Source organism: Pseudonocardia sp. P-1, from assembly GCF_058111925.1.
Genome location: NZ_CM176614.1, coordinates 1,457,297 through 1,479,241, shown reverse-complemented (window position 1 = coordinate 1,479,241; position 21,945 = coordinate 1,457,297). Strand labels below are relative to the sequence as shown.

The window sequence follows — 21,945 nt, the reverse complement described above, 5'->3', positions numbered from 1 at the left end:
GAGGGGCCCGGCCTGTGCGGCCGGGCCCCTCGTGCGCGTGTACGACGTCAGGCGATCTGGCGGTCGCCCGGGTTGATCGGGCGGGGCAGCACCGAGCGGCCGGTGAGCCACTCGTCCACACCGGCGGCCGCGGAGCGGCCTTCGGCGATGGCCCACACGATCAGCGACTGGCCGCGGCCGATGTCACCGGCGACGAACACACCGTCGACCGAGGACATGTAGCGGTCGTCGCGGGCGACGTTGCCGCGCTCGTCGAGATCGACCTCGAGGTCGTTCAGCAGGGCGCCCTTCTCCGGGCCGACGAAGCCCATCGCGAGGAGCACCAGCTGGGCCGGGAGCTCCTTCTCGGTGCCCTCGACCGGCTCGAAGCCCTTCTCGCCGCGCGTGACCTCGACGATCCGGATGCCGGCGAGCTTGCCGTCGGCGTCCTTCACGAACTCGGTCGTGTTGACCGAGAACAGGCGTTCGCCGCCCTCCTCGTGGGCCGAGGAGACGCGGTAGACCATCGGGTAGGTCGGCCAGGGCATGCCGTCGGTGCGGTGCTCCGGCGGCGTCGGCATGATCTCCAGCTGGGTCACCGACTTCGCGCCCTGACGGTGCGAGGTGCCCAGGCAGTCGGCGCCGGTGTCACCGCCGCCGATGATCACGACGTCCTTGCCCTCGGCGGAGATGGGCGGCGCGTCCATGTCGCCCTGCTGCACGTGGTTGGCCCACGGCAGGAACTCCATCGCCTGGTAGACGCCCTCGGCGTCGCGGCCGTCGGCGGGCAGGTCGCGCCACGCCGTCGCGCCACCGGCGAGGACGACCGCGTCGAAGTCGGCCCGCAGCTGCTCGACGGTGATGTCGGTGCCGACGTCGACCGAGGCCCGGAAGTGGGTGCCCTCGGCGACCATCTGCGCCAGGCGCCGGTCCAGGCGCGCCTTCTCCATCTTGAACTCGGGGATGCCGTAGCGCAGCAGCCCGCCGATGCGGTCGGCCCGCTCGAACACGACGACGTCGTGCCCCACCCGGGTCAGCTGCTGGGCGGCGGCCAGCCCGGCCGGACCCGACCCGACGACGGCGACCTTCTTGCCGGTCTTCACCTCGGGCACCTGCGGGCCGACCCAGCCCTCGTCCCAGGCCTTGTCGATGATCTCGATCTCGACCTGCTTGATCGTGACCGCGTCGTCGTTGATGGCCAGCACGCACGCCGCCTCGCACGGGGCGGGGCACAGCGTCCCGGTGAACTCCGGGAAGTTGTTCGTGGCGTGCAGCCGCTCGATCGCCTCCCGCCAGTCGTGGCGGTAGACCAGGTCGTTCCACTCGGGGATGAGGTTCCCGAGCGGACAGCCCTGGTGGCAGAACGGGATGCCGCAGTTCATGCAGCGCCCGGCCTGGGACTCCAGGGTCGTGGTCGGGAAGTCCTCGTAGACCTCGCGCCAGTCCATCAGCCGCAGGTCCACCGGCCGCCGGGTGGGCGTCTGCCGAGGAGTGGTCATGAAGCCCTTGGGGTCACCCATGAGCAGCCTCCATGATCGCCTGGTTGACATCGCGGCCCTCGCGCTCGGCGTTCTCCGTCGCGAGCAGCACGCGCTTGTAGTCCTTGGGCATGACCTTGCCGAACCGCTCGACCGCGTTGTCCCAGTCGGTGAGCAGCGCGTGCGCCACCGCGGAGCCGGTCTCTGCGTGGTGCCGCTCGACGAGGTCGTGCACGATCGAGCGGTCCTCGTCCGACAGCGGGTCGAGGTCGACCATCTCCGGGTTGACCCGGTTCTTGTCGATGTCGAGCAGGTAGGCGACGCCACCGGACATGCCGGCCGCGAAGTTGCGCCCGGTCCGCCCGAGGACGACGACCCGGCCACCGGTCATGTACTCGCAACCGTGGTCACCGACGCCCTCGACGACGGCCACCGCGCCCGAGTTCCGGACGCAGAACCGCTCGCCGACGACACCGCGGATGAACATCTCGCCCGAGGTCGCGCCGTAGCCGATCACGTTGCCGGCGATGACGTTCTCCTCGGCGGCGAACGGCGACGACGGGTCCGGCTGCAGGGTCAGCCGGCCACCGGACAGGCCCTTGCCGAAGTAGTCGTTGGTGTCGCCGACCAGCCGCAGCGTGATGCCCTTGGGCACGAAGGCACCGAAGCTCTGCCCGGCCGCGCCGGTGAACGTGATGTCGATCGTGTCGTCGGGCAGGCCCTTGCCACCGTGCGCCCGGGTCAGCTCGGACCCGAGCATGGTCCCGACCGTGCGGTTGACGTTGCGCACCGGCAGGTCCAGGCGGACCCGGTCGCCGTTGCGCAGCGCGCCCTCGGCCAGCTGGATCATGGTGTTGTCCAGCGCCTTGTCCAGGCCGTGGTCCTGCTCGCGGGTCCGCTTGCGCGGCGCGTCGTCCGGCACGTCGGCGATCCGGAAGATCGGCGAGAGGTCCAGGTGCCGGGACTTCCAGTGCTGGGCGGCGGAGTCGACGTCGAGCACGTCGGCCCGGCCGATCGCCTCGTCGAGCGAGCGGAAGCCCAGCTCGGCGAGGATCTCGCGAACCTCCTGCGCCACGAACCTCATGAAGTTCACGACGTACTCGGCCTTGCCGTTGAACTTCTTGCGCAGCTCCGGGTTCTGCGTCGCGACGCCCACCGGACAGGTGTCCAGGTGGCAGACGCGCATCATGATGCAGCCCGAGACCACCAGCGGGGCGGTGGCGAAGCCGTACTCCTCGGCGCCCAGCAGCGCCGCGATGACGACGTCACGACCGGTCTTGAGCTGGCCGTCGGCCTGGACCGTGATCCGGTCGCGCAGCCCGTTGGCCATCAGCGTCTGCTGGGTCTCGGCCAGGCCGAGCTCCCAGGGACCACCCGCGTGCTTGATCGAGGACAGCGGCGAGGCGCCGGTGCCGCCGTCGTGGCCCGAGATGAGCACGACGTCGGAGTGCGCCTTGGACACGCCGGCCGCCACGGTCCCGACGCCGACCTGGGACACCAGCTTCACGTGGATGCGGGCCCGCGGGTTGGCGTTCTTCAGGTCGTGGATGAGCTGCTTGATGTCCTCGATCGAGTAGATGTCGTGGTGCGGCGGCGGCGAGATGAGGCCGACACCCGGCGTCGAGTACCGGGTGGTCGCGATCCACGGGTAGACCTTGCCGCCGGGCAGCTGACCGCCCTCGCCGGGCTTGGCACCCTGGGCGATCTTGATCTGGATGTCGTCGGCGTTGACCAGGTACTCGCTGGTGACGCCGAACCGGCCGGACGCCGCCTGCTTGACCGCGCTGCGGCGCGAGTCCCCGTTCGGGTCCGGGGTGAAGCGGTCCGGGTCCTCGCCGCCCTCACCGGTGTTCGAGCGGCCGCCGATGCGGTTCATCGCGATCGCCAGGGTCTCGTGCATCTCCTGGGAGATGGAGCCGTAGGAGATCGCGCCGGTCGCGAACCGGGTCATGATCGACTCGACGGACTCGACCTCGTCGATCGAGACCGGCTCGCGCAGGCCGTCCTTGAACCGGAACAGGCCGCGCAGCGTCATCAGCCGCTTCGCCTGCTCGTCGACGGCCTTCGTGTACTCCTTGAAGACCTCGTACTTCCCGGCCCGCGTGGAGTGCTGCAGCTTGAAGACGGTCTGCGGGTTGAACAGGTGCAGCTCGCCCTCGCGGCGCCACTGGTACTCGCCGCCGACCGGCAGCGCCCGGTGCGAGGCACGGACGTCGTCGGCGGGGTACGCGCGGCGGTGGTGGGAGAGGACCTCCTCGGCGAGGACGTCGAAGCCGACGCCGCCGATCCGCGACGCGGTGCCCCGGAAGGCCGCGTCGATGACGTCGGAGCCCAGGCCGACGGCCTCGAAGATCTGCGCGCCGGTGTAGGACGCGACCGTCGAGACACCCATCTTCGACATGGTCTTGCGGACGCCCTTGCCGAGCGCCTTGACCAGGTTCTTCGCCGCGGTCCGGCCGTCGACGCCCGGGACGTCGCCGCGCTCGGCGAGGTCCTCGACCGTGGCCATCGCCAGGTACGGGTTCACCGCGGAGGCGCCGTAGCCGAGCAGCAGCGCGATGTGGTGCACCTCGCGGGCGTCCGCGGACTCCACGACCAGCCCGACGCGGGTGCGCGAGCGCTCCCGGACGAGGTGGTGGTGCACGGTGCCGGTGAGCAGCAGCGACGGGATCGGCGCGTGCTCGGCGTCCACCCCGCGCTGGGACAGCACGATCAGGCGGGCCCCGTTCTCGATCGCGCGGGACACCTCCTGCTTGATCTCGGCCAGCCGCGAGAGCATGCCCTTGCCGCCGTCGCGGGCGGTGAACGTGCCGCGGACGACGTGCGAGGCGAAGCCGGGGAACTCCCCGTCGTCGTTGATGTGGACGATCTTCGCCAGGTCGTCGTTGGTCAGCACCGGGAACGGCACGACGATCGTCCGGCAGTGCGCCGGCGTCGCGTCGAGCAGGTTCTGCTCCGGCCCGAGCTGGCTGAACAGCGAGGTGACGAGCTCCTCGCGGATCGCGTCCAGCGGCGGGTTGGTGACCTGGGCGAACAGCTGGATGAAGTAGTCGTAGAGCTGGCGCGGGCGCTCGGCGATCGCGGCGATCGGCGCGTCGTTGCCCATCGAGCCGATCGGCTCCGCCCCGGTGACCGCCATCGGGCGGAGCAGGACGTTGAGCTCCTCCTCGGTGTAGCCGAGGGCCTGCTGACGCAGGTTGAGCGTCTCGTGGGTCGGGGTCTCGCGGGTACGCGCGGGCAGGTCGTCGAGCCGGATCAGTCCGGCGTGCAGCCAGTCGGCGTACGGCTGCTCGGCGGCCAGCGCGCCCTTGACCTCGTCGTCGTCGACGATCTTGCCGCGCTCGGTGTCGATGAGGAACATGCGGCCCGGCTCGAGGCGGCCCTTGCGGACGACCTTGTCGGGCGCGACGTCCAGCACGCCGACCTCGGAGGCGAGCACGACCAGGCCGTCCTCGGTGACCCAGTAGCGGGCCGGGCGCAGACCGTTGCGGTCCAGCACCGCGCCGATCCGGGTGCCGTCGGTGAACGCCACCAGGGCCGGTCCGTCCCACGGCTCCATCAGCGTGGAGTGGTACTCGTAGAACGCCCGCCGGGCGGGGTCCATCTCGGTGTTGTGCTCCCAGGCCTCCGGGATCATCATCAGCACCGCGTGCGGCAGGCTGCGCCCGGACAGGTGCAGCAGCTCCAGGACCTCGTCGAAGGTGGCCGAGTCCGACGCGTCCGGGGTGACGATCGGGGTCAGCCGCGACAGGTCGCCGGGCAGGTTCGCGGACTCCAGCAGCGACTCGCGGGCCGCCATCCAGTTCCGGTTGCCGCGCAGCGTGTTGATCTCACCGTTGTGCGCCACGTAGCGGAACGGGTGCGCCAGCGGCCACGCCGGGAACGTGTTCGTGGAGAAGCGCGAGTGCACGATCGCGAGCGCCGAGGTGACGCGCTCGTCGTTCAGGTCCGGGTAGAACGCCGCGACCTGGGGCTCGGCGAGCATGCCCTTGTAGATGACGGTGCGCGGCGAGAGCGACGGGAAGTAGGTCTCGGTGTCGTGCTCGACCCGCTTGCGGAAGCAGAACGCCCGACGCTCCAGGTCGATGCCGGCCGGGGCGGTGCCGGGGGAGTCCCCGGCCAGCTCCACGCCGCCGACGAACAGCTGGCGGAACCCGGGCATCGCGTCCCGGGCGATCGAGCCCAGGTCCGCGGCGTCGGGGTCGGTGGGCAGCTCGCGCCACCCCAGGACGGTGAGGTCCTCCTCGGCGGCGAGTTCGCCGATCCGCTCGATCGCCGCGGCGGCCTCGGCCTCGTCACGCGGCAGCATCGCGATGCCGGTGGCGTAGGCGCCCTCCGCGGGCAGGTCGAAGTCGGTGACCTCGCGGTAGAACGCGTCCGGGACCTGGATCAGGATCCCGGCACCGTCACCGGTGTTGTACTCGGCGCCACGCGCACCGCGGTGCTCCAGTCGCAGCAGGGCCTCGATGGCCTTCTGCACGATGGCATGGCTCCGCTTGCCGGTGACGTCGGCCAACATGGCCACACCGCAGGCGTCGTGCTCGTGATCGGCGGCGTACAGCCCACCGGGCGAGGGGCGACGCGTCTGGTCACTGATCGCGGCCAACTGCTCCTCCTGTCGTCTCGGTGCACCTGGAGTCACCCGCATCGGACGACCCGGACCGGGCAGCTCGCTGCGGTCCGAAGAAAGTTCTCAGGATACAGCGCGCAGCCCGAGTGGGACGTGCGACGAGGGCCGTTCAGGTGCACCGTGCCGCCGGGTGGGTGACCGGCGGACGGAATCTTCCTCCGGGCACGCCGAGCGGCCGGGCGCTGACTTCCAGTACCCGGCCATTCCTGCGGCACGGTTCGACCGCACACCCCGGCGAGTGCGGTCTGGCGAGTGCACAGAGTCGCACGTCGCCACCGGGGTGCGCTACTGAGAGCGGCCCACCGGTCCCGTGATGTGGATCGCTGACCATGCGAGCAGGTCAACGTTGCCGTCCCGTGTCCGGACGGTGAGCGAGGCGTGACCATCCGTCGGGACCGGCCTTCTACTGCATGGGATCGCCGGGGGCGTCCGGACCGTTACGCAGCGCGTCCCCGGGTCGGGCAGACTGGCCCCTCGTGAACGTGCCCCCGATCCGCGTCGCCACACCCGGGCGGCCGCCCGCTTCACCCGGGCGGGTGACCGACGGCCGGGTGGCGGAGGTCCTCTCCGACGTCGCGACGATCGGTCCCTGGTTCGCGGTGGCGACCCCCGCCGCCTCCGGGACCGTCCGGTGGGACGACCTCCACACCGCGCCGGTCCCCGGCGGCCCGGACCCGCTCGGCCGGCGGATCGACGAGGTCACCACCGCGCTCGGCGGGGACCGGCGGATCGGGGCCTCGGTGGCGGTGATGGGGCTCGCGGCGCGGATCGTGTCGATGCCCTTCGCGGCCGTGGCCCTGCACGGTGTGCTCCCGTCGCTCGGGGAGCTGCGCCGCGACTCCGGCGCCGACGACCCGTGGGCGCCGAGCCTGCCCGCCGGGTCCACCGGCGTCGCCACCCCGGACGTCGCCGACGACCCGGCCGGCGCCGCGGACCTGCTGGCCCGCGAGCTCGCCGCCACCCACCTCGATCCGCTGTACGCCGCCGTCGCGGCCCGGGCCGTCGTGTCGCCGCGGGTGCTGCGCGGCAACGTCGTGTCCTCGATCGGCGGGGCGGCACGGGTCATGGAGGCCGTGCGACGCCCGGACCGGCGCCGCTACCTGGCCCTGCTCGACGCGCTCGCCGACCACCCGGTGCTGCGCGGGCCGCTGCCGCCGGGTGCCACCGGCCGGCTGCTCCGCCTCGACGACACCGACCCGGACACCGAGTGGGCGTTCCGGCGCCGTTCCTGCTGCCTCTACGTCCGCGCCCCCGGCGGCGGGACCTGCGGCGACTGCGTGCTCGCCGGCCGGGCCTGACCCGCTCCCCGCGCGCGGGGAGAGAGGGGACCGCGGCTCAGGCCGGCAGCGCGATGTCGGCGACGGTCACCCGCACCCGGGCGTCGAGGCCGCACACCGTCGCGACCTCCTCGGTCACCTCCCGGCGCACCCGCTCGGCCAGCTCGGCGCAGTTCGTGCCGAACCGCACCCCGACCGTCACCCGGATCTCGGCCTCGTGCCCGTGCACCGACGCGACCAGGCCCTGCACCCGCAGCTCCTCGGGGATCGGGTCGCGGGGCAGCCAGTCCGCGGCCAGTCCCAGCAGGGTCTGCGTGACGTCGCCCATCAGCGCCGCCACCCCCGGCACCCGCCGGACCCGCCGCGCCGCCACCCGTGCGACGGCCAGGTCGGAGACGGTGACCGTCGTGCGCCCGCTCATGCCGGTTCCTCCCACAGGTCCTCGACCAGGATGTCGACCCCGGCGATCGGCACGCCGAGCGTGCGGTCCCCTGCCGAGATCATCATCTGCCGGACGCGCGCGGTGACCGAGGCGAGGTCGACCCCGAACCGGGCCGCGACGGTCACCCGCACCCACACCGCGGCCGGGCCTTCCCCGGAACCGTCCGGGGCGCGCAGCTGCTCGATCCGGCACCGGCGGGCCCGCAGCCCGTCCATCGTGTCCACGACGTGCCGCAGCGCCGCCTCCGCGGTCGGCCTGCCCAGCCAGGCGTCCGGCCCCAGGGCGAGCAGCTCGTGCGGGCGCAGGTCCGCGACGACCGCGCCCATCACCTGCTCCAGCACCGACGGCGGCGGCCGCAGCGGCTCGGCCGCCATCCGCGCCACCAGCCCGCCGAGCCGGTCGTGGTCCGCGTGCGCGCGCACGCAGTGCGGACAGGTCAGCTCGTGCTCGTCGAGCACACCCGCCTCCGCGTGGTCCCAGACGTCGGCGGCGTCCCGGCCGCAGGCCAGTGGCTCGACGCGCTCCGCCCCGCTCCTCTCTACCGCCATGCCCGCATCCTCTCCGCGAGTGCCCCGCGCGCCCGGTGGATCCGGCCGCGGACGGCGGTCTCACCCGCCCCGGTGATCTGCGAGATCTCGCTGTAGCCCAGCCCCTCCAGCTCCCGCAGCACCCAGGCCGTGCGCTGGTCCTCCGGCAGCGACGCGACGGCCCGCGACAGGGCCGCCATCTCCGCGTCGACCTCGGCCGCCCGCTCCGGGGTGGGGGAGCGGTCGTCGGCCGGGGCGCCCGGCCCGTCGTCGGTCGGGAGCGGGTCGGTCCGTCGCCGCCGCCGGACCAGCGCGGTGCAGCGGTGGGTGACGATGCGGTACATCCATGTGGAGAAGGCCGCCTCGCCGCGGAAGCTGCCGATCCGCCGCCAGGCGTCGATGAGCGCGTCCTGCAGGGCGTCCTCGGCGTCGGTGGCGTCGCCGAGCACCCGGACCGCGACCCGGAACAGGGCGTTCTGGTGGCGGCGGGCCAGCTCCTCGAAGGCGCCGACGTCGCCGTCCTGGGCCCGGACGACCAGCGTGGTCTCGTCCAGCGCGGCCCGCGACGGCACCCGCGCCGGCCGTGCCGACGGCACGCGGGGGCCCGGGGGCCCGGCGGGCGGTGGGCCGCTGACCTGTGCGTTCGCCATGGACGCCCCGTCGGGGTGTGGGAAGTGGAGGGTGGGGGTAGTCCACCCCGTCAGCGACGGTAGCGACCGGCTCGCACCCCCGCCCGCCGGACACGCGATCAGGAAGCAGGTGAGCCCCATGGGTCTCGGAGACAAGATCAGCAACAAGGCCGAGGAGCTGGGTGGCAAGGCCAAGGAGGCCACCGGCAAGGCCACCGACGACAAGGACCTGCAGGCCGAGGGCAAGGCGGACCAGGCCACCGGCAACCTGAAGCAGGCCGGCGAGAAGCTCAAGGACACCTTCAAGAGCTGACCCGCGCACGACGACGGCGGCGGCACCCCGCAGCGGGGTGCCGCCGCCGTCGTGTGTGGCTAGGGTCCGACCCGTGACCGACCCCGCCGCAGGACCCGGCCCGCAGGCCGTCGCGGACGCCGTGCTCGCCCACCCGTCGGTGCTGCGGCTCGACGGCGGCCCGTTCGGCTCGATCGCGTCGTACCTGCCCGGGCACCGGGTCCAGGGTGTGCGGCTGGCCGACCCGGTGGAGATCGCCGTCGTCCTCCGGCTGGGCAGGCCGTTCGCCGTGGTCGCCGACGAGGTCGCCGACCGGGTCCGTGCCGTCCTCGGTGACGACACCCTGGCCGTCGACGTGACCGTCGCCGACGTCGGTGCGGGCGGGGCCGTCGCACCCTGAGCCGCGCCCGGGCCGTCGCACGGTGACCGGGCTCGCCTAGACTCGCGCGAGCCCCGCCGTCACCGGGCGCGTCCCACGTACCCGGCGGCCGGTGGCACGGGACGCCCGGCGCAGAGCCGGGATCGTCCGGCGCCGGCGGGCGGGGCCACCGACCGGGGGCCGCGCGAGCCGCGGCCCGTTGCAGCACTCGTACCGCCCAAGGAGTTCCACCGTGAAGAGCACCGTCGAGCACCTCAGCCCGACGCGCGTCCGGATCAACGTCGAGGTGCCGTTCGACGAGCTCAAGCCCGACTTCGACCGCGCGTACAAGAAGATCGCCCAGCAGGTCCGCATCCCCGGCTTCCGCCCGGGCAAGGCGCCGGCCCGCATCCTGGAGGCCCGGATCGGCCGTGGCCCCGTCCTGGACGAGGTCGTGAACGCCGCGATCCCGGTGAAGTACCAGGAGGCCGTGGTGACGTCCGAGGACGTCAAGCCGATCGGCCGGCCCGACATCGAGGTCACCGAGATCGCCGACGGCGAGCGCATCGCGTTCACCGCCGAGGTCGACATCCGCCCCGAGATCACCCTCCCCGACCTGGACGGCCTGACCGTCGAGGTCGACGAGACCGAGGTGACCGAGGACGAGGTCACCGAGCAGCTCGACCAGCTGCGCGCCCGGTTCGGCACCCTGGCCGGTGTCGAGCGTCCCGCGCAGTCCGGTGACTACGTCCAGATCGACCTCTCCGCCGCCGTCGACGGCACGGAGATCGAGGAGGCCACCACCACCGGCTTCTCCTACGAGGTCGGCCAGGGCGGTCTCATCGACGGCATCGACGAGGCCCTCGAGGGCATGTCGGCCGGCGAGGAGAAGACCTTCACCTCGAAGCTGGTCGCCGGTGAGCACGCCGATAAGGACGCGGAGATCACCGTCAAGGTGACCACCGTGAAGGAGCGTCACCTCCCCGACGCCGACGACGAGTTCGCCCAGCTGGCCTCGGAGTTCGACACGCTCGACGAGCTGACCGAGAACCTGCGCGAGCGTCTGGGCCGGTCCAAGCGGATGGAGCAGGCCGCGCAGGCCCGTGACCGTCTCCTGGACAAGCTCGTCGAGGACACCGAGGTGCCGCTGCCGGAGTCGGTCGTCGCCGCCGAGGTCGAGACCCGCACCCACGACGCGGTGCACGCCTTCGACCACGACGAGGACAAGTTCGGCGAGTTCCTCTCCTCGCAGGACAAGACCCGCGAGCAGTTCGACACCGAGACGCGCGAGGAGGCCGAGAAGGCCGTCCGCTACCGCCTCGTGCTCGACACCCTGGCCGACCGCGAGGAGATCTCGGTCGGGGACCAGGAGCTCACCGAGCGGATCGTCTACCAGGCGCAGCAGTACGGCATGGCCCCGGAGCAGTTCGTCCAGCAGATCCAGCAGGCCGGCCAGCTCGGCGTGATCTACCAGGACGTCCGCCGCTCCAAGGCGCTGATCACCGCGGTGCGCTCCGCCACCGTCACCCTGCCGGGTGGCGAGGCCGTCGACCTGTCCGACCTGCTCGGGCCGGACGAGGACGAGACCACCGTCGAGGAGATCCCCGCGACCGACGTGGACGGTGCCGACGACACCGCCGACGACGCCGCGGACACCACCGCCGACGAGGCCTCCGACAAGGCCGACGCGAAGGCCTGATCGGCGGTCGTCGCGCGGTCCCGCACGACTCGTCGTGCGCTGTCGGCGAACATCGGGCGTCGTTCCCTACGCGGGGCATCCGCTCCGCGTAGGGTCGGCTCCGAACCGGTCCCCAACCGGACCGTGAACGGGTTCGCAAGACCCGACACCGGAGAACCGAGAGCGATCCAGAGGAAGACTCCGGGACTCTCTCCCGCGGCGTCCGCGCCACGGGGGCGGGCCCGACTTCGGAAAGCAGGGTGAAGTGAGCCAGCAGGACACCGGCCCGTCCGCGGGCCGCGGCACCGGGCCGCAGATGCGGTCCGGCATCAGCGCGATGTCGCTGTCCGACTCCGTGTACGACCGCCTGCTCCAGCAGCGCATCATCGTGCTCGGTCAGCAGGTGGACGCGGAGATCTCGAACCGCATCGCGGCGCAGATGCTGCTGCTCGCGGCCGAGGACCCGGACAAGGACATCGAGCTCTACATCAACTCGCCCGGTGGCTCGGTCACCGACGGCATGGCCATCTTCGACACGATGAACCTGATCCCGTGCGACGTGGCGACCACGGCGATGGGCATGGCCGCGTCAATGGGGCAGTTCCTGCTGTCGGCGGGCACCCCGGGCAAGCGCTCGGCGCTGCCGCACGCACGGATCATGATGCACCAGCCGTCCGCGGGCGTCGGTGGCACCGAAGCCGACATCACCATCCAGGCCGAGCAGTTCCGCCGTACCAAGCGGGAGATGGCGGAGCTGATCGCCCAGCACACCGGTCAGTCGGTCGAGACCATCGAGCGGGACTCCGACCGTGACCGCTGGTTCTCCGCGCCGGAGGCCAAGGACTACGGCTTCGTCGACCACGTCGTGACGCACGCCGGGCGGATCGGCGAGCAGAACGGGAGCGACAAGTGAGCACCTTCGACCCTCGCCACCCGGAGTCGATGACCGACCTGCGCGGCCCCGGCGGCTGGGCGCCGGACCCGGCCCGCTCCCGGTACGTGCTCCCGTCCTACGTGGAGCGCACCAGCTACGGGGTCAAGGAGTCGAACCCGTACAACAAGCTCTTCGAGGAGCGCATCATCTTCCTCGGTGAGCAGATCAACGACACCTCGGCGAACGACACCATGGCGCAGCTGCTGGTGCTCGAGTCGCTCGACCCGGACCGCGAGATCTCGCTGTACATCAACTCGCCGGGCGGGTCGTTCACGTCGCTGATGGCGATCTACGACACCATGCAGTTCATCCGTCCCGACATCCAGACCGTCTGCCTCGGGCAGGCGGCGTCGGCCGCGGCCGTGCTGCTGTGCGCGGGCACCCCGGGCCGCCGCATGGCGGTCGAGAACGCCCGCATCCTGATCCACCAGCCGGCCACGCAGGGCGTGTACGGCCAGGTGTCGGACCTGGAGATCCAGGCGGCGGAGATCTCCCGCATCCGCAAGCGGATGGAGGAGGTCATCGCGCGGCACTCGAACCGTTCCGCGGACCAGGTGCGCGAGGACATCGACCGGGACAAGATCCTGACGGCCGAGGAGGCCAAGGAGTACGGCCTGGTCGACGAGATCGTGCAGAGCCGCAAGCTGTCCGGTACCGCCGGCGGCAAGTGACACCCGGGTCACCGGCGGCCGGTTCCGGCCGCCGGTGACCGCCCGGCGACCCGCCGGGGAACCGGACACCGCTTCCGGTCCCCGTGCGGGCCGCGGGCAGGTACCGTCAACCCGCACGGGGCGACGGGCGCGACGCGAGAACGCCGGACCAGGACTGGGGATCGACACCTATGGCACGCATCGGCGACGGCGGGGACCTGCTCAAGTGCTCGTTCTGCGGGAAGAGCCAGAAGCAGGTCAAGAAGCTCATCGCCGGCCCCGGCGTCTACATCTGCGACGAGTGCATCGATCTCTGCAACGAGATCATCGAGGAGGAGCTGGCCGAGGCCGGTGAGGTCAAGCTCGACGAGCTGCCCAAGCCCACCGAGATCCACGAGTTCCTCGACCAGTACGTCGTCGGTCAGGCCACCACCAAGCGCACGCTGTCGGTGGCGGTCTACAACCACTACAAGCGCATCCAGGCGGGCGAGCGCAGCCGTGCCGCGGGCGGCGACGCCTCCGACGGCATCGAGATCGCCAAGTCGAACATCCTGATGCTCGGCCCCACCGGGTGCGGCAAGACCTACCTGGCGCAGACGCTGGCCAAGATGCTCAACGTCCCGTTCGCCATCGCCGACGCGACCGCCCTCACCGAGGCCGGCTACGTGGGCGAGGACGTCGAGAACATCCTGCTCAAGCTCATCCAGGCCGCCGACTACGACGTGAAGCGCGCCGAGACCGGCATCATCTACATCGACGAGGTCGACAAGATCGCGCGGAAGTCGGAGAACCCGTCGATCACCCGCGACGTGTCCGGCGAGGGTGTGCAGCAGGCGCTGCTGAAGATCCTCGAGGGCACCACCGCGAGCGTCCCGCCGCAGGGCGGCCGCAAGCACCCGCACCAGGAGTTCATCCAGATCGACACGACGAACGTCCTGTTCATCGTGGCCGGCGCCTTCGCCGGGCTGGAGCGGATCATCGGCGAGCGGGTCGGCCAGTCCGGTATCGGCTTCGGCGCCGACATCCGCTCGAAGAAGGACCTGGACTCCGCGGAGCGCTTCGCCGAGACCCTCCCCGAGGACCTGATCAAGTTCGGCCTGATCCCCGAGTTCATCGGCCGGCTGCCGATCGTCGCCTCGGTGACCTCGCTCGACAAGGACGCCCTGGTCAAGATCCTGACCGAGCCGCGGAACGCCCTGGTGAAGCAGTACCGCAAGCTGTTCGAGATGGACGGCGTGGAGCTGGAGTTCGCCGAGGACGCCCTCGACGCCGTCGCCGACCAGGCGATCCTGCGCGGCACCGGCGCCCGTGGCCTGCGGGCGATCATGGAGGAGGTGCTCCTCCCGGTCATGTACGACATCCCCAGCCGCGACGACGTGGCGAAGGTCGTGGTGACGGCACAGACGGTGAGGGACAACGTCAACCCGACGATCGTCCCGCGCCAGCCGCAACGCCGGGAGCGGCGCGACCGCTCGGCCTGAGCCCGCCGCGAGATCCGACCCGACGCCGGTCCCACCTGCAGGTGGGACCGGCGTTGTCGTTTCGAGACCCGCTCGGGTTGCTGCACCCTTCCGCACTACTTAGCGTTGCTCCGTCAACTACGACGGAGGGCGACATGTCCGGATTTCTCACGCGGGAGCACATCGTCGCTCCACCCGGATGGAGCCGTTGGCTCGTCCCACCGGCCGCGCTGTCCATCCACCTGGCCATCGGCCAGGTCTACGCCTGGAGCGTCTTCAAGACCCCGCTGGCGAACGCGCTCGACCTGTCGGGCGTCGCCACGGCGCTGCCCTTCACGTTCGGCATCATCATGCTGGGCCTGTCCTCGGCGCTGTTCGGCACGAAGGTCGACAGCAACGGCCCGCGCTGGGCGATGGTCGTCGCGTCGAGCTGTTTCGTCGCCGGGTTCCTGATCTCGGGTCTCGGCCTCTACGCCGAGCAGTACTGGCTGGTCGTGCTGGGCTACGGCTTCGTCGGCGGCATCGGCCTGGGCATCGGCTACATCTCGCCGGTCTCCACACTGATCAAGTGGTTCCCGGACCGACCGGGCCTGTCCACCGGCCTGGCGATCATGGGCTTCGGTGGCGGCGCGCTCATCGCGACCCCGCTCACGAGCTCGCTGCTGTCGGCGTTCGGCGGGTCCGGTGACGGGGCCACCTCGGCCGGCATCGGGTCCACGTTCCTCACGATGGGCCTGATCTACCTCGTCTTCATGTCGGTCGGCTGGATCCTCATCCGGGTGCCCGCCGAGGGCTGGACGCCGCCGGGCTGGGACCCGTCGACGGCCAAGAAGAGCGGGATGATCTCGACCGGCAACGTCTCGGCGAACAACGCGATCCGCACGCCGCAGTTCTGGCTGCTGTGGGTCGTGCTGTGCTTCAACGTCACCGCGGGCATCGGCATCCTGGAACGGGCCTCGCCGATCTTCCAGGACTTCTTCGCGGAGAACGGGGCCACAGCCACCCTCGCCGCGGCGGCGGGCGGGTTCGTCGCGATCCTGTCGCTGGCGAACTCGGCCGGGCGCATCGCCTGGTCGTCGCTGTCGGACGTGCTGGGTCGCAAGAACATGTACCGCATCTACCTGGGCGTCGGCGCGCTGCTGTACCTGCTGATCACGCTGATCCCGAACCAGTCGCGGGCGCTGTTCATCGTCGCCGCGGTGCTGATCCTGTCGTTCTACGGCGCCGGGTTCGCCACCGTCCCGGCGTACCTGCGGGACCTGTTCGGCACCTACCAGGTCGGCGCGATCCACGGCCGCCTGCTGACGGCGTGGTCCACCGCGGGCGTCCTCGGTCCGCTGATCGTCAACGCGATCGCCGACGCGCGGATCGACGCCGGTGTCGAGGGACCGGCCCGCTACACGACCGCGTTCATCATCATGATCGTGTTGCTGGTCATCGCGTTCGTCTGCAACGAGCTGATCCGCCCGGTCGACGGGAAGTTCCACGAGCCCACCGCCGCGGCGGCCGCGCCGGGCTCGACACAGCAGAAGGAGACCGCGTGAGCAGCGTTGCCGAGACCGGCGGGTCGTCGACCTGGGGGCCGGTGCAGTGGATCGGGGCCGTCCTGGCCTGGGTGTGGGTCGGCGTCCCGTTCGCCTACGGGCTGTACGAGCTCGTCCTGAAGATCCCCGCCCTGTTCGGCTGAGTCTTCGCCCGCCGTTCACCCGTACGGTCCGGTTCATGGTCACTCGTCCGGGTTAGAACGGCGGGCGTGGCTCTCTCCCGACGCTCCCTGTTCCGCACCGCGGCCGCCGGCGGTCTCGCCGGCGCCGCGGCACTGGCCCTGCCCGGCATCGCACCGGCCGCGCCCGCACTCGTCCGCTCGGGCGGCCCGTCCTCACCCACGGGGTGCAGGCCGGGGACGTCCGGCCGGGGTCGGGGCTGGTGTGGACGCGCGCCGACCGGCCGTCGCGGATGGTCGTGGAGGTCGCGGGCTCGCCGGACTTCCGGCGGGCGCTGCGGGTCCCCGGCCCGGTGCTGACCCCGGACACCGACCTCGCCGGGAAGCTGCGGGTCCCGGCGACGCGGGGGCGGGTGCACTACCGCGTCGTCGCCGAGCCGCTCGACGGCGGTCCCGCGAGCGCGCCGCTGACCGGCTCCTTCCGGGCGGTCCCCGGGCGCGGCGAGCCGGTGCGGATCCAGTGGTCCGGCGACGTCGTCGGGCAGGGCTGGGGCATCGACCGCGCCACCGGCGGCATGCGGATCTTCTCCGCGATGGCCGACCGCGACCCCGACCTGTTCCTGCACTCCGGCGACACCGTCTACGCCGACGGCCCGCTCACCGAGACCGTCACGCTGCCCGACGGCCGGGTGTGGCGCAACGAGATGACGCCCGAGAAGGCGAAGGTCGCCGAGACCCTGACCGAGTTCCGCGGCCAGTTCGCCTACAACCTGCGCGACGACAACCTGCGCCGGTTCGCCGCCTCGGTCGGTCAGATCGTGCAGTGGGACGACCACGAGGTCACCAACAACTGGTACCCGGGGGAGATCCTCACCGGCGAGGTGGGGGAGCGCTACACCGAGAAGCGGGTGGACGTGCTCGCGGCCCGCGGGTTCCGCGCGTTCCACGAGTGGCAGCCGGTCGACCCACGCACCGCCGTCGACGGACGGGTGTACCGGCGGGTGCCGTTCGGCCCGCACGTCGAGGTGTTCGTGCTGGACATGCGCACCTACCGCGGCGCGAACTCCGCCAACACCGGCCGCGGCGAGCGGATCCTGGGGGAGGCCCAGGCCCGCTGGCTCGTCGACGCGCTCGCGTCGTCGCGGGCGACCTGGAAGATCGTCGCCTCGGACATGCCGATCGGCGTGCTGGTGCCCGACGGCGACACCGCCTGGGAGGCCGTGGCCAACGGGGTGCCCGGTCCGCCGAGCGGGCGCGAGTCCGAGATCGCCGGGGTGCTGGCCGGGATTCGCCGGCGGAGGGTCCGCAACGTGGTCTGGGTGACCGCGGACGTGCACTACACCGCCGCCCACCACTACGCCCCGGAGCGCGCCGCGTTCACCGACTTCGACCCGTTCTGGGAGTTCGTGTCCGGCCCGCTGCACGCCGGTGCCTTCGGTCCGAACGAGCTCGACCCGACCTTCGGTCCGCGGGCGGAGTTCGTGCGCGGACCGTCCCGGCAGGGCGCGAGCCCGCTGGAGGGGTTCCAGCACTTCGGGGAGCTCGACGTCGCCCCCGACGGGACGACCCTGGAGGTCCACCTGCGCGACCAGGCCGGCGCCTCCCTCTGGACCACCACCCTGCGCCGGACCTGACGACCGCGTCCGCGGCCCCCGCGCCCGGAGCCCCCGTGGCGGTCACCGGCGGCCCGCCGCACCCCTGCGGGGGTCGTCGCACCCTCCGCGGCGGGTGCGACGACCCCGGCCGGGGTGCGACGGCTCCTCCGGCCGCGCCCACACCCTCCGGCGGGCACCCACACCTGTCGCGACGGGTGTGGGAGCCCGCCAGGGGTGTGGATCCAGGCGACGGCCGGGTGCCCACGCCCGGGTCAGCGCCGGGGTGCGGAGTCCGGCTCCGCGGGGAGCCGGGCGGCGGTGGCCGGTCCGGGGACGGGGGTGGTGGTCACGGCCACGGCGGCCTCCGCGGCGGGGGTGACGGACCCGGTGGGCGCGGTCGCGTAGGCGGCGGACAGGCGACGGTAGGGGCGGCTCGCCAGGGCGGCGAGGGTCAGCACCACGCCCAGGGCGCCGCAGACCACGAACACCAGGGCGATCGCGCGGGCGGTGCCGGTGCCGAACCAGGAGCCGATCGCGGCCGCACCGGCGCCGCCGTCGCTCATGTAGGGAACCACCACCAGCTCGGTGAACGGGGCCAGCAGGAACGCGGTCAGCGGCGACGCGGCCTGCTCCACGCTCTGCGCGAACCCGAAGACCCGGCCCTGCCGCCCGTAGGGCACGACCCGCTGCAGCACGGTCTGCTCGGCGGCCTCGGCGAACGGCATGAGCAGCATGAACACCGCCATGCCGAGCGTGAGCAGCAGGATCGAGGCCTGCAGCGGGAACAGCATCGTCGAGGCCCAGAGCACGGCGTTGACCAGCAGCAACGACCGGACCGGGCGGCTGCCCAGCCCGATCCGGGCGACGAGGAGCCCGCCGACGATCACCCCGGCGGACAGCACGCCCCACAGCAGCCCCCAGGCCGCGACCGACATCATCGACAGGCCGTAGGGGTCCATCAGCGCCATGAACGCCCCGCCGAGCAGGTTGTTCACACAGGAGAACACGATCAGTGCGGGCAGCCCCGGCACACCCGCGACGAGCCGGACGGTGCCGCGCAGGTCGAGGCCGCCCCGCTCCTCGACGGTCACGGGGACGGCCGGGCCGGCCGCTGCGGGCGCGGCCGGGATCCGGACCCGTGACAGGTGCACCAGCGACACGACCAGCACGACGAGGGCGGCGACGAGCACCGACCGCATCCCGTCCACCGCGACGAGCAGCCCGGACGCGACCGAGGTGACCAGGAAGCTCACCCCGGTCGCGGTCCCGACCAGTCCGTTGGCGCGGTCCCGGACCGCGGCCGGGACGAGCAGGGTGACCAGGGTCGGGAGCGCGATCGTGCGCAGGTTCCCGGCGATCACCCCCAGCATCAGCGCGACGACCAGCGTCCACAGCAACGGGCCCGTCGGGTCGCGGAACGCCCCGTCGGGGGCGAGCAGCAGCAGGGCCAGACACAGCGCGTAGACCACGGCGGACACCGCCGCCGAGACCTGCATGACCGCGCGCTTGCCGAACCGGTCCACGACCCCGCCGAACGGGATCCCGGTCAGCGCCGTCGCCACCAGGAAGATCCCGGCGATGATGCCGGTCGCCGCGACCGACCCCGTCTCCAGGAACACCCAGAACGTCACGGCGAACCACACCGTGAAGTTCACGACCGACACGACCAGGGTGCTCACCAGCAGGTGCGCGAAGACCCGTTGCGTGCCGTGCCGGAGGTCGAGCTGCGTCATGGTCCACCGTCCTCTCGGGGTGATGGACCGACGCCGACGGCCGAACTCATCGCCCGCCGCGACGGTGGACGGTGAACCGGACTTCAGGTCAACCGATCACGCCGTCATGTCGAGGTGGGCGACCACCTTCGTCGGGCGGATCCGGACGACGAGCTCGCCGGGCACGCCGTTGCGCCGGCCGAACTCCTCGGCCCGGTCGGCGCCCATGTAGCGGCCTCCGAGCGCGGTCGCGGTGCGCAGGAGCTCGTCGGGGTCCGTGCTGATCTCGGCGACACCCTGCACCTGCACGAAGGCGTACGGCGGTGCGGGCAGGTCGGCGGTGAGCACGACCCGCGGGTCGCGGACGATCGCCCGTCCCTTCGCGGTGTCCGCCCCGGTGTCGAAGACGATCGTGTCGTCCTCGACGAGGAACCAGACCGGCGCGACGAGCGGGCGCCCGTCCTTCGCCGTCCAGCCGAGCATTCCGGTACGGGTGCCGTGGTTCAGGAACTCGACGACCTCGGGTGAGAGAACGGGCATGTCGCCGAGCCTAGGCCGGAAACCCGCCCGACCACCCGGGCGACACCGGGTCGTGTCCGCCCGGACCGGCCGTGACCACACGCGCCCACCGCCGGGCCGTGCCGGCAGGCAGCCGTAGCCGCCGCCCGGCGGTCCCACGGACCCGCCCGGGGGTGCCGCGCCGCGCGCCGCCGGGGGAGGGTGTCCGCCATGGACGAGCTCACACCCGGCACCCTGCTCGGCCGCCAGGTCGACGGTGTCACGTGCGGACCCTCGGTGCTGGTGGTGACCGCGGTGCTGGCCGGCTCGGGGTGGCCCGGCGTGGTGGCGGACCGGTTCGCCGCCGCCCAGCGGACCGCGCACCGCCAGGCCAACCGGCTCTGGCCGCGCGCCCTGGGGACGACGCCGTGGGGGATGCGGGCGTGGCTGCGCCGGCACGCACCCGCCGCGGGACCGTTCCGGATCCGCCCGGCGACCCGCGACGCGCTCGCCGCGGTGCCCGCCGCCGTCGGCCCGGTTCCGCTGCTGGTCGGGTCCCGGTGGCTGCCGCGGCACTGGGTGCTGGTCCTGGGCGTCGACGCCGACGGCCGGTGGCGCGTCTACGAGCCCGGCTCCGGCCGGGTGCGGGCGTTCGACCCGGCGTCGCTCCGGCGGGGCGACCCGGCGGCCGTCGGCGGGGTGCTGGGGTGGCCGCGGCCGTGGTGCCTGCTGCTGCCCGCGGGCCGGGCGTAAACGAGCGGTGATCCGGACGTAACGGACGCGGGTGAGGGTGGGGACATGGCTCCCCCGATCCCCGCCCGCTGCTCGCCGCGCTCGGCCGGCGCGACTTCCTCCGCGCGGCCGCCGCCGTCACCGCGGCCGGAGGGCTGGCCGGCTGCGGCACGTCCGCCGCCGCCCCGGGCCCGCCGCGGCGGCGCTGCCGGACGGTCCGCTGCAGCCCGGTGCGGGCGACATCCCCGGCGACCACTACCTCGGGTCCGACCCGGCCGACGTGCGCTGGGGCTACGTCCCGGCGATCGGGGCCGCGCCGGTGCTGACGATGCGGTCGGGGCAGACGGTCACCATCGACACCGTCTCCCACGAGGGCATCCTGGAGGACCAGGGCCGGGACCCGGTTGCCTGGTTCGGGCGCCACGGGGTGGCGGCCGACGGTGTGCTCTCCGATGCCGTCGCGGTCGCCCGGGACTACCGGCGCACGCCGCGCGACTTCGACGCCGACGGCCCGCACGTCATCACCGGGCCGGTGTTCGTCGAGGGGGCGCGCCCCGGCGACGTCCTGAAGGTCGAGACCCTGTCCGCGGTGCCCCGGGTGCCCTACGGCGTCGTCTCCAGCAGGCACGGGAAGGGGGCGCTCGGGCGCACCGCGTCCGGCGCGCCGCCCGCCGGGATCGCCCTCGACGAGGTCATGCCGCCGCCGGCCACCGACGGGCGCGCCACCGGTGACCCCGGGCGGCAACGTCTCGGTCTTCACCCCGGTCCGTGACGGGGCGGACGGGCCCGAGGCCTACCTGGCGTTCGGCGAGGGGCAGGAGGTGTCGTTCGGGCTGCGGCCCTTCATGGGCACCATGGGGGTGGCCCACGTCGCGGCGGACGCCGAGAACGCCGCCGAGCTGAACTCGATCCCGCCGACCCTGGGCGGCGGCAACATCGACATCCGGCTGCTCGGCCCGGACTCGGCGTTCTACCTGCCGGTCCGCGCGGAGGGGGCGCTGTTCCACGTCGGCGACCCGCACCTGGCGATGGGCGACGGGGAGGTCGCCCTGACCGCGCTGGAGGGCTCGCTGCGCGCCACGTTCCGGCTCACCGTGTGCCGGCCGGGGGAGGGCACGGCGCCGTCGGTGGCCTTCGGCCACCCGTTCGGCGAGACCCCGGACGCCTGGGTGCCCATCGGGCTCTCCGACCCGGACGGGAGCATCGGCGGGCAGCAGGGCGACCTGGACGTCGCGATGCGCCGGGCCGTGGTCAACGCGCTCGACTTCCTGCAGGAGGACCGGGGCATGGACCGGGCGACGGCCTACGCCTACCTCTCCGCGGCGGCGGACTTCGCGGTCTCGCAGGTGGTGGACCGGACCGTCGGGGTGCACGGGGTCATCCCCAAGGCGCACTTCCGGTCCTGAGCGCG

General features: G+C 72.7%; 19 protein-coding genes and 1 pseudogene. 13 read left to right on the top strand and 7 right to left on the bottom strand.

The window, feature by feature from the left end; all coding sequences use genetic code 11:
* Positions 1-47 precede the first annotated feature (47 nt).
* Both AC0GKK_RS07070 and gltB read right to left on the bottom strand, forming a co-directional pair.
* Entirely contained in the window at positions 48-1,499 is a 1,452-nt protein-coding gene (locus AC0GKK_RS07070) for a glutamate synthase subunit beta (RefSeq protein WP_489883432.1), read from the bottom strand.
* Positions 1,492-5,976 (bottom strand): glutamate synthase large subunit, encoded by a 4,485-nt coding sequence (gene gltB, locus AC0GKK_RS07065; protein WP_489883993.1) that lies wholly within the window; start codon positions 5,974-5,976, stop codon positions 1,492-1,494. The genes AC0GKK_RS07070 and gltB overlap by 8 nt, the downstream gene beginning before the upstream one ends.
* A 587-nt stretch (positions 5,977-6,563) precedes the next feature.
* Here gltB and AC0GKK_RS07060 point away from each other — a divergent pair.
* Positions 6,564-7,385 carry a (2Fe-2S)-binding protein gene (locus AC0GKK_RS07060; protein WP_489883431.1) on the top strand — a complete coding sequence of 274 codons (822 nt, stop codon included), beginning with the start codon at positions 6,564-6,566 and terminating at the stop codon, positions 7,383-7,385.
* A 37-nt stretch (positions 7,386-7,422) separates the two neighbouring features.
* On the opposite strand, the gene AC0GKK_RS07055 is transcribed toward AC0GKK_RS07060, so the two are convergent.
* From AC0GKK_RS07055 to AC0GKK_RS07045, 3 genes are read right to left on the bottom strand one after another with little or no spacing between them, the layout of a single operon-like run.
* Positions 7,423-7,785 (bottom strand): Asp23/Gls24 family envelope stress response protein, encoded by a 363-nt coding sequence (locus AC0GKK_RS07055; protein ID WP_489883430.1) that lies wholly within the window; start codon positions 7,783-7,785, stop codon positions 7,423-7,425.
* On the bottom strand, positions 7,782-8,354 hold the full coding sequence (locus tag AC0GKK_RS07050) for an Asp23/Gls24 family envelope stress response protein (protein WP_489883429.1): 573 nt from the start codon (positions 8,352-8,354) through the stop codon (positions 7,782-7,784). The genes AC0GKK_RS07055 and AC0GKK_RS07050 overlap by 4 nt, the downstream gene beginning before the upstream one ends.
* Positions 8,345-8,983: an RNA polymerase sigma factor gene (locus AC0GKK_RS07045; protein ID WP_489883428.1), complete on the bottom strand. Its 639-nt coding sequence runs from the start codon at positions 8,981-8,983 to the stop codon at positions 8,345-8,347. Before AC0GKK_RS07045 ends, AC0GKK_RS07050 begins: the two co-directional genes overlap by 10 nt.
* 118 nt (positions 8,984-9,101) lie before the next feature.
* Between AC0GKK_RS07045 and AC0GKK_RS07040 the strand changes: the two genes are divergently transcribed.
* The 9 genes and pseudogenes from AC0GKK_RS07040 (at position 9,102) to AC0GKK_RS07000 (ending at position 17,631) form a co-directional block, all read left to right on the top strand.
* Positions 9,102-9,275 carry a CsbD family protein gene (locus AC0GKK_RS07040; RefSeq protein WP_062401261.1) on the top strand — a complete coding sequence of 58 codons (174 nt, stop codon included), beginning with the start codon at positions 9,102-9,104 and terminating at the stop codon, positions 9,273-9,275.
* A gap of 73 nt (positions 9,276-9,348) precedes the next feature.
* Positions 9,349-9,654, top strand: a complete 306-nt coding sequence (locus AC0GKK_RS07035) for a hypothetical protein (protein WP_224403143.1) — start codon at positions 9,349-9,351, stop codon at positions 9,652-9,654.
* 211 nt (positions 9,655-9,865) lie between these two features.
* The gene (tig, locus tag AC0GKK_RS07030) at positions 9,866-11,311 is read left to right on the top strand and encodes a trigger factor (RefSeq protein ID WP_346107601.1); all 1,446 of its coding nucleotides are present in this window, start codon (positions 9,866-9,868) and stop codon (positions 11,309-11,311) included.
* Between the two features lie 295 nt (positions 11,312-11,606).
* The gene (locus AC0GKK_RS07025; protein ID WP_062404398.1) at positions 11,607-12,203 is read left to right on the top strand and encodes an ATP-dependent Clp protease proteolytic subunit; all 597 of its coding nucleotides are present in this window, start codon (positions 11,607-11,609) and stop codon (positions 12,201-12,203) included.
* A gap of 29 nt (positions 12,204-12,232) precedes the next feature.
* Positions 12,233-12,895, top strand: coding sequence for an ATP-dependent Clp protease proteolytic subunit (locus AC0GKK_RS07020; protein ID WP_062404399.1), 663 nt, complete (start codon positions 12,233-12,235; stop codon positions 12,893-12,895).
* Between the two features lie 170 nt (positions 12,896-13,065).
* Positions 13,066-14,355 carry an ATP-dependent Clp protease ATP-binding subunit ClpX gene (gene clpX / locus AC0GKK_RS07015; RefSeq protein ID WP_489883427.1) on the top strand — a complete coding sequence of 430 codons (1,290 nt, stop codon included), beginning with the start codon at positions 13,066-13,068 and terminating at the stop codon, positions 14,353-14,355.
* A gap of 134 nt (positions 14,356-14,489) precedes the next feature.
* On the top strand, positions 14,490-15,878 hold the full coding sequence (locus AC0GKK_RS07010; RefSeq protein WP_489883426.1) for an OFA family MFS transporter: 1,389 nt from the start codon (positions 14,490-14,492) through the stop codon (positions 15,876-15,878).
* On the top strand, positions 15,875-16,021 hold the full coding sequence (locus AC0GKK_RS07005) for an MFS transporter small subunit (protein WP_157818505.1): 147 nt from the start codon (positions 15,875-15,877) through the stop codon (positions 16,019-16,021). Before AC0GKK_RS07010 ends, AC0GKK_RS07005 begins: the two co-directional genes overlap by 4 nt.
* Before the next feature lie 66 nt (positions 16,022-16,087).
* A pseudogene (locus AC0GKK_RS07000) lies at positions 16,088-17,631 on the top strand (alkaline phosphatase D family protein).
* 233 nt (positions 17,632-17,864) lie between these two features.
* Here AC0GKK_RS07000 and AC0GKK_RS06995 read toward each other — a convergent pair.
* Both AC0GKK_RS06995 and AC0GKK_RS06990 read right to left on the bottom strand, forming a co-directional pair.
* Positions 17,865-19,325, bottom strand: a complete 1,461-nt coding sequence (locus tag AC0GKK_RS06995) for an MFS transporter (RefSeq protein WP_405418474.1) — start codon at positions 19,323-19,325, stop codon at positions 17,865-17,867.
* Positions 19,326-19,421: 96 nt separating this feature from the next.
* Positions 19,422-19,844: a PPOX class F420-dependent oxidoreductase gene (locus AC0GKK_RS06990; protein ID WP_346107610.1), complete on the bottom strand. Its 423-nt coding sequence runs from the start codon at positions 19,842-19,844 to the stop codon at positions 19,422-19,424.
* A gap of 189 nt (positions 19,845-20,033) precedes the next feature.
* Between AC0GKK_RS06990 and AC0GKK_RS06985 the strand changes: the two genes are divergently transcribed.
* The 3 genes from AC0GKK_RS06985 to AC0GKK_RS06975 all read left to right on the top strand — a co-directional run bounded on the left by AC0GKK_RS06985 (position 20,034) and on the right by AC0GKK_RS06975 (position 21,940).
* A complete protein-coding gene (locus tag AC0GKK_RS06985; RefSeq protein WP_476654202.1) occupies positions 20,034-20,555 on the top strand; it encodes a hypothetical protein in 522 nt (173 codons plus the stop codon).
* Positions 20,556-20,814: 259 nt separating this feature from the next.
* A complete protein-coding gene (locus tag AC0GKK_RS06980) occupies positions 20,815-21,306 on the top strand; it encodes a hypothetical protein (RefSeq protein ID WP_489883425.1) in 492 nt (163 codons plus the stop codon).
* Positions 21,263-21,940, top strand: coding sequence for an acetamidase/formamidase family protein (locus AC0GKK_RS06975; RefSeq protein ID WP_489883424.1), 678 nt, complete (start codon positions 21,263-21,265; stop codon positions 21,938-21,940). The genes AC0GKK_RS06980 and AC0GKK_RS06975 overlap by 44 nt, the downstream gene beginning before the upstream one ends.
* Positions 21,941-21,945 lie beyond the last annotated feature (5 nt).

Coding starts and splice junctions, on each gene's coding strand:
- AC0GKK_RS07055 (WP_489883430.1), bottom strand. CDS start 7,785: ATGAGCGGGCGCACGACGGTCACCGTCTCCGACCTGGCCGTCGCACGG.
- AC0GKK_RS07045 (WP_489883428.1), bottom strand. CDS start 8,983: ATGGCGAACGCACAGGTCAGCGGCCCACCGCCCGCCGGGCCCCCGGGC.
- AC0GKK_RS06995 (WP_405418474.1), bottom strand. CDS start 19,325: ATGACGCAGCTCGACCTCCGGCACGGCACGCAACGGGTCTTCGCGCAC.
- AC0GKK_RS07020 (WP_062404399.1), top strand. CDS start 12,233: ATGACCGACCTGCGCGGCCCCGGCGGCTGGGCGCCGGACCCGGCCCGC.
- clpX (WP_489883427.1), top strand. CDS start 13,066: ATGGCACGCATCGGCGACGGCGGGGACCTGCTCAAGTGCTCGTTCTGC.
- gltB (WP_489883993.1), bottom strand. CDS start 5,976: ATGTTGGCCGACGTCACCGGCAAGCGGAGCCATGCCATCGTGCAGAAG.
- AC0GKK_RS06985 (WP_476654202.1), top strand. CDS start 20,034: ATGGACGAGCTCACACCCGGCACCCTGCTCGGCCGCCAGGTCGACGGT.
- AC0GKK_RS07025 (WP_062404398.1), top strand. CDS start 11,607: ATGCGGTCCGGCATCAGCGCGATGTCGCTGTCCGACTCCGTGTACGAC.
- AC0GKK_RS07010 (WP_489883426.1), top strand. CDS start 14,490: ATGTCCGGATTTCTCACGCGGGAGCACATCGTCGCTCCACCCGGATGG.
- AC0GKK_RS07040 (WP_062401261.1), top strand. CDS start 9,102: ATGGGTCTCGGAGACAAGATCAGCAACAAGGCCGAGGAGCTGGGTGGC.
- AC0GKK_RS06990 (WP_346107610.1), bottom strand. CDS start 19,844: ATGCCCGTTCTCTCACCCGAGGTCGTCGAGTTCCTGAACCACGGCACC.
- AC0GKK_RS07070 (WP_489883432.1), bottom strand. CDS start 1,499: ATGGGTGACCCCAAGGGCTTCATGACCACTCCTCGGCAGACGCCCACC.
- AC0GKK_RS07050 (WP_489883429.1), bottom strand. CDS start 8,354: ATGGCGGTAGAGAGGAGCGGGGCGGAGCGCGTCGAGCCACTGGCCTGC.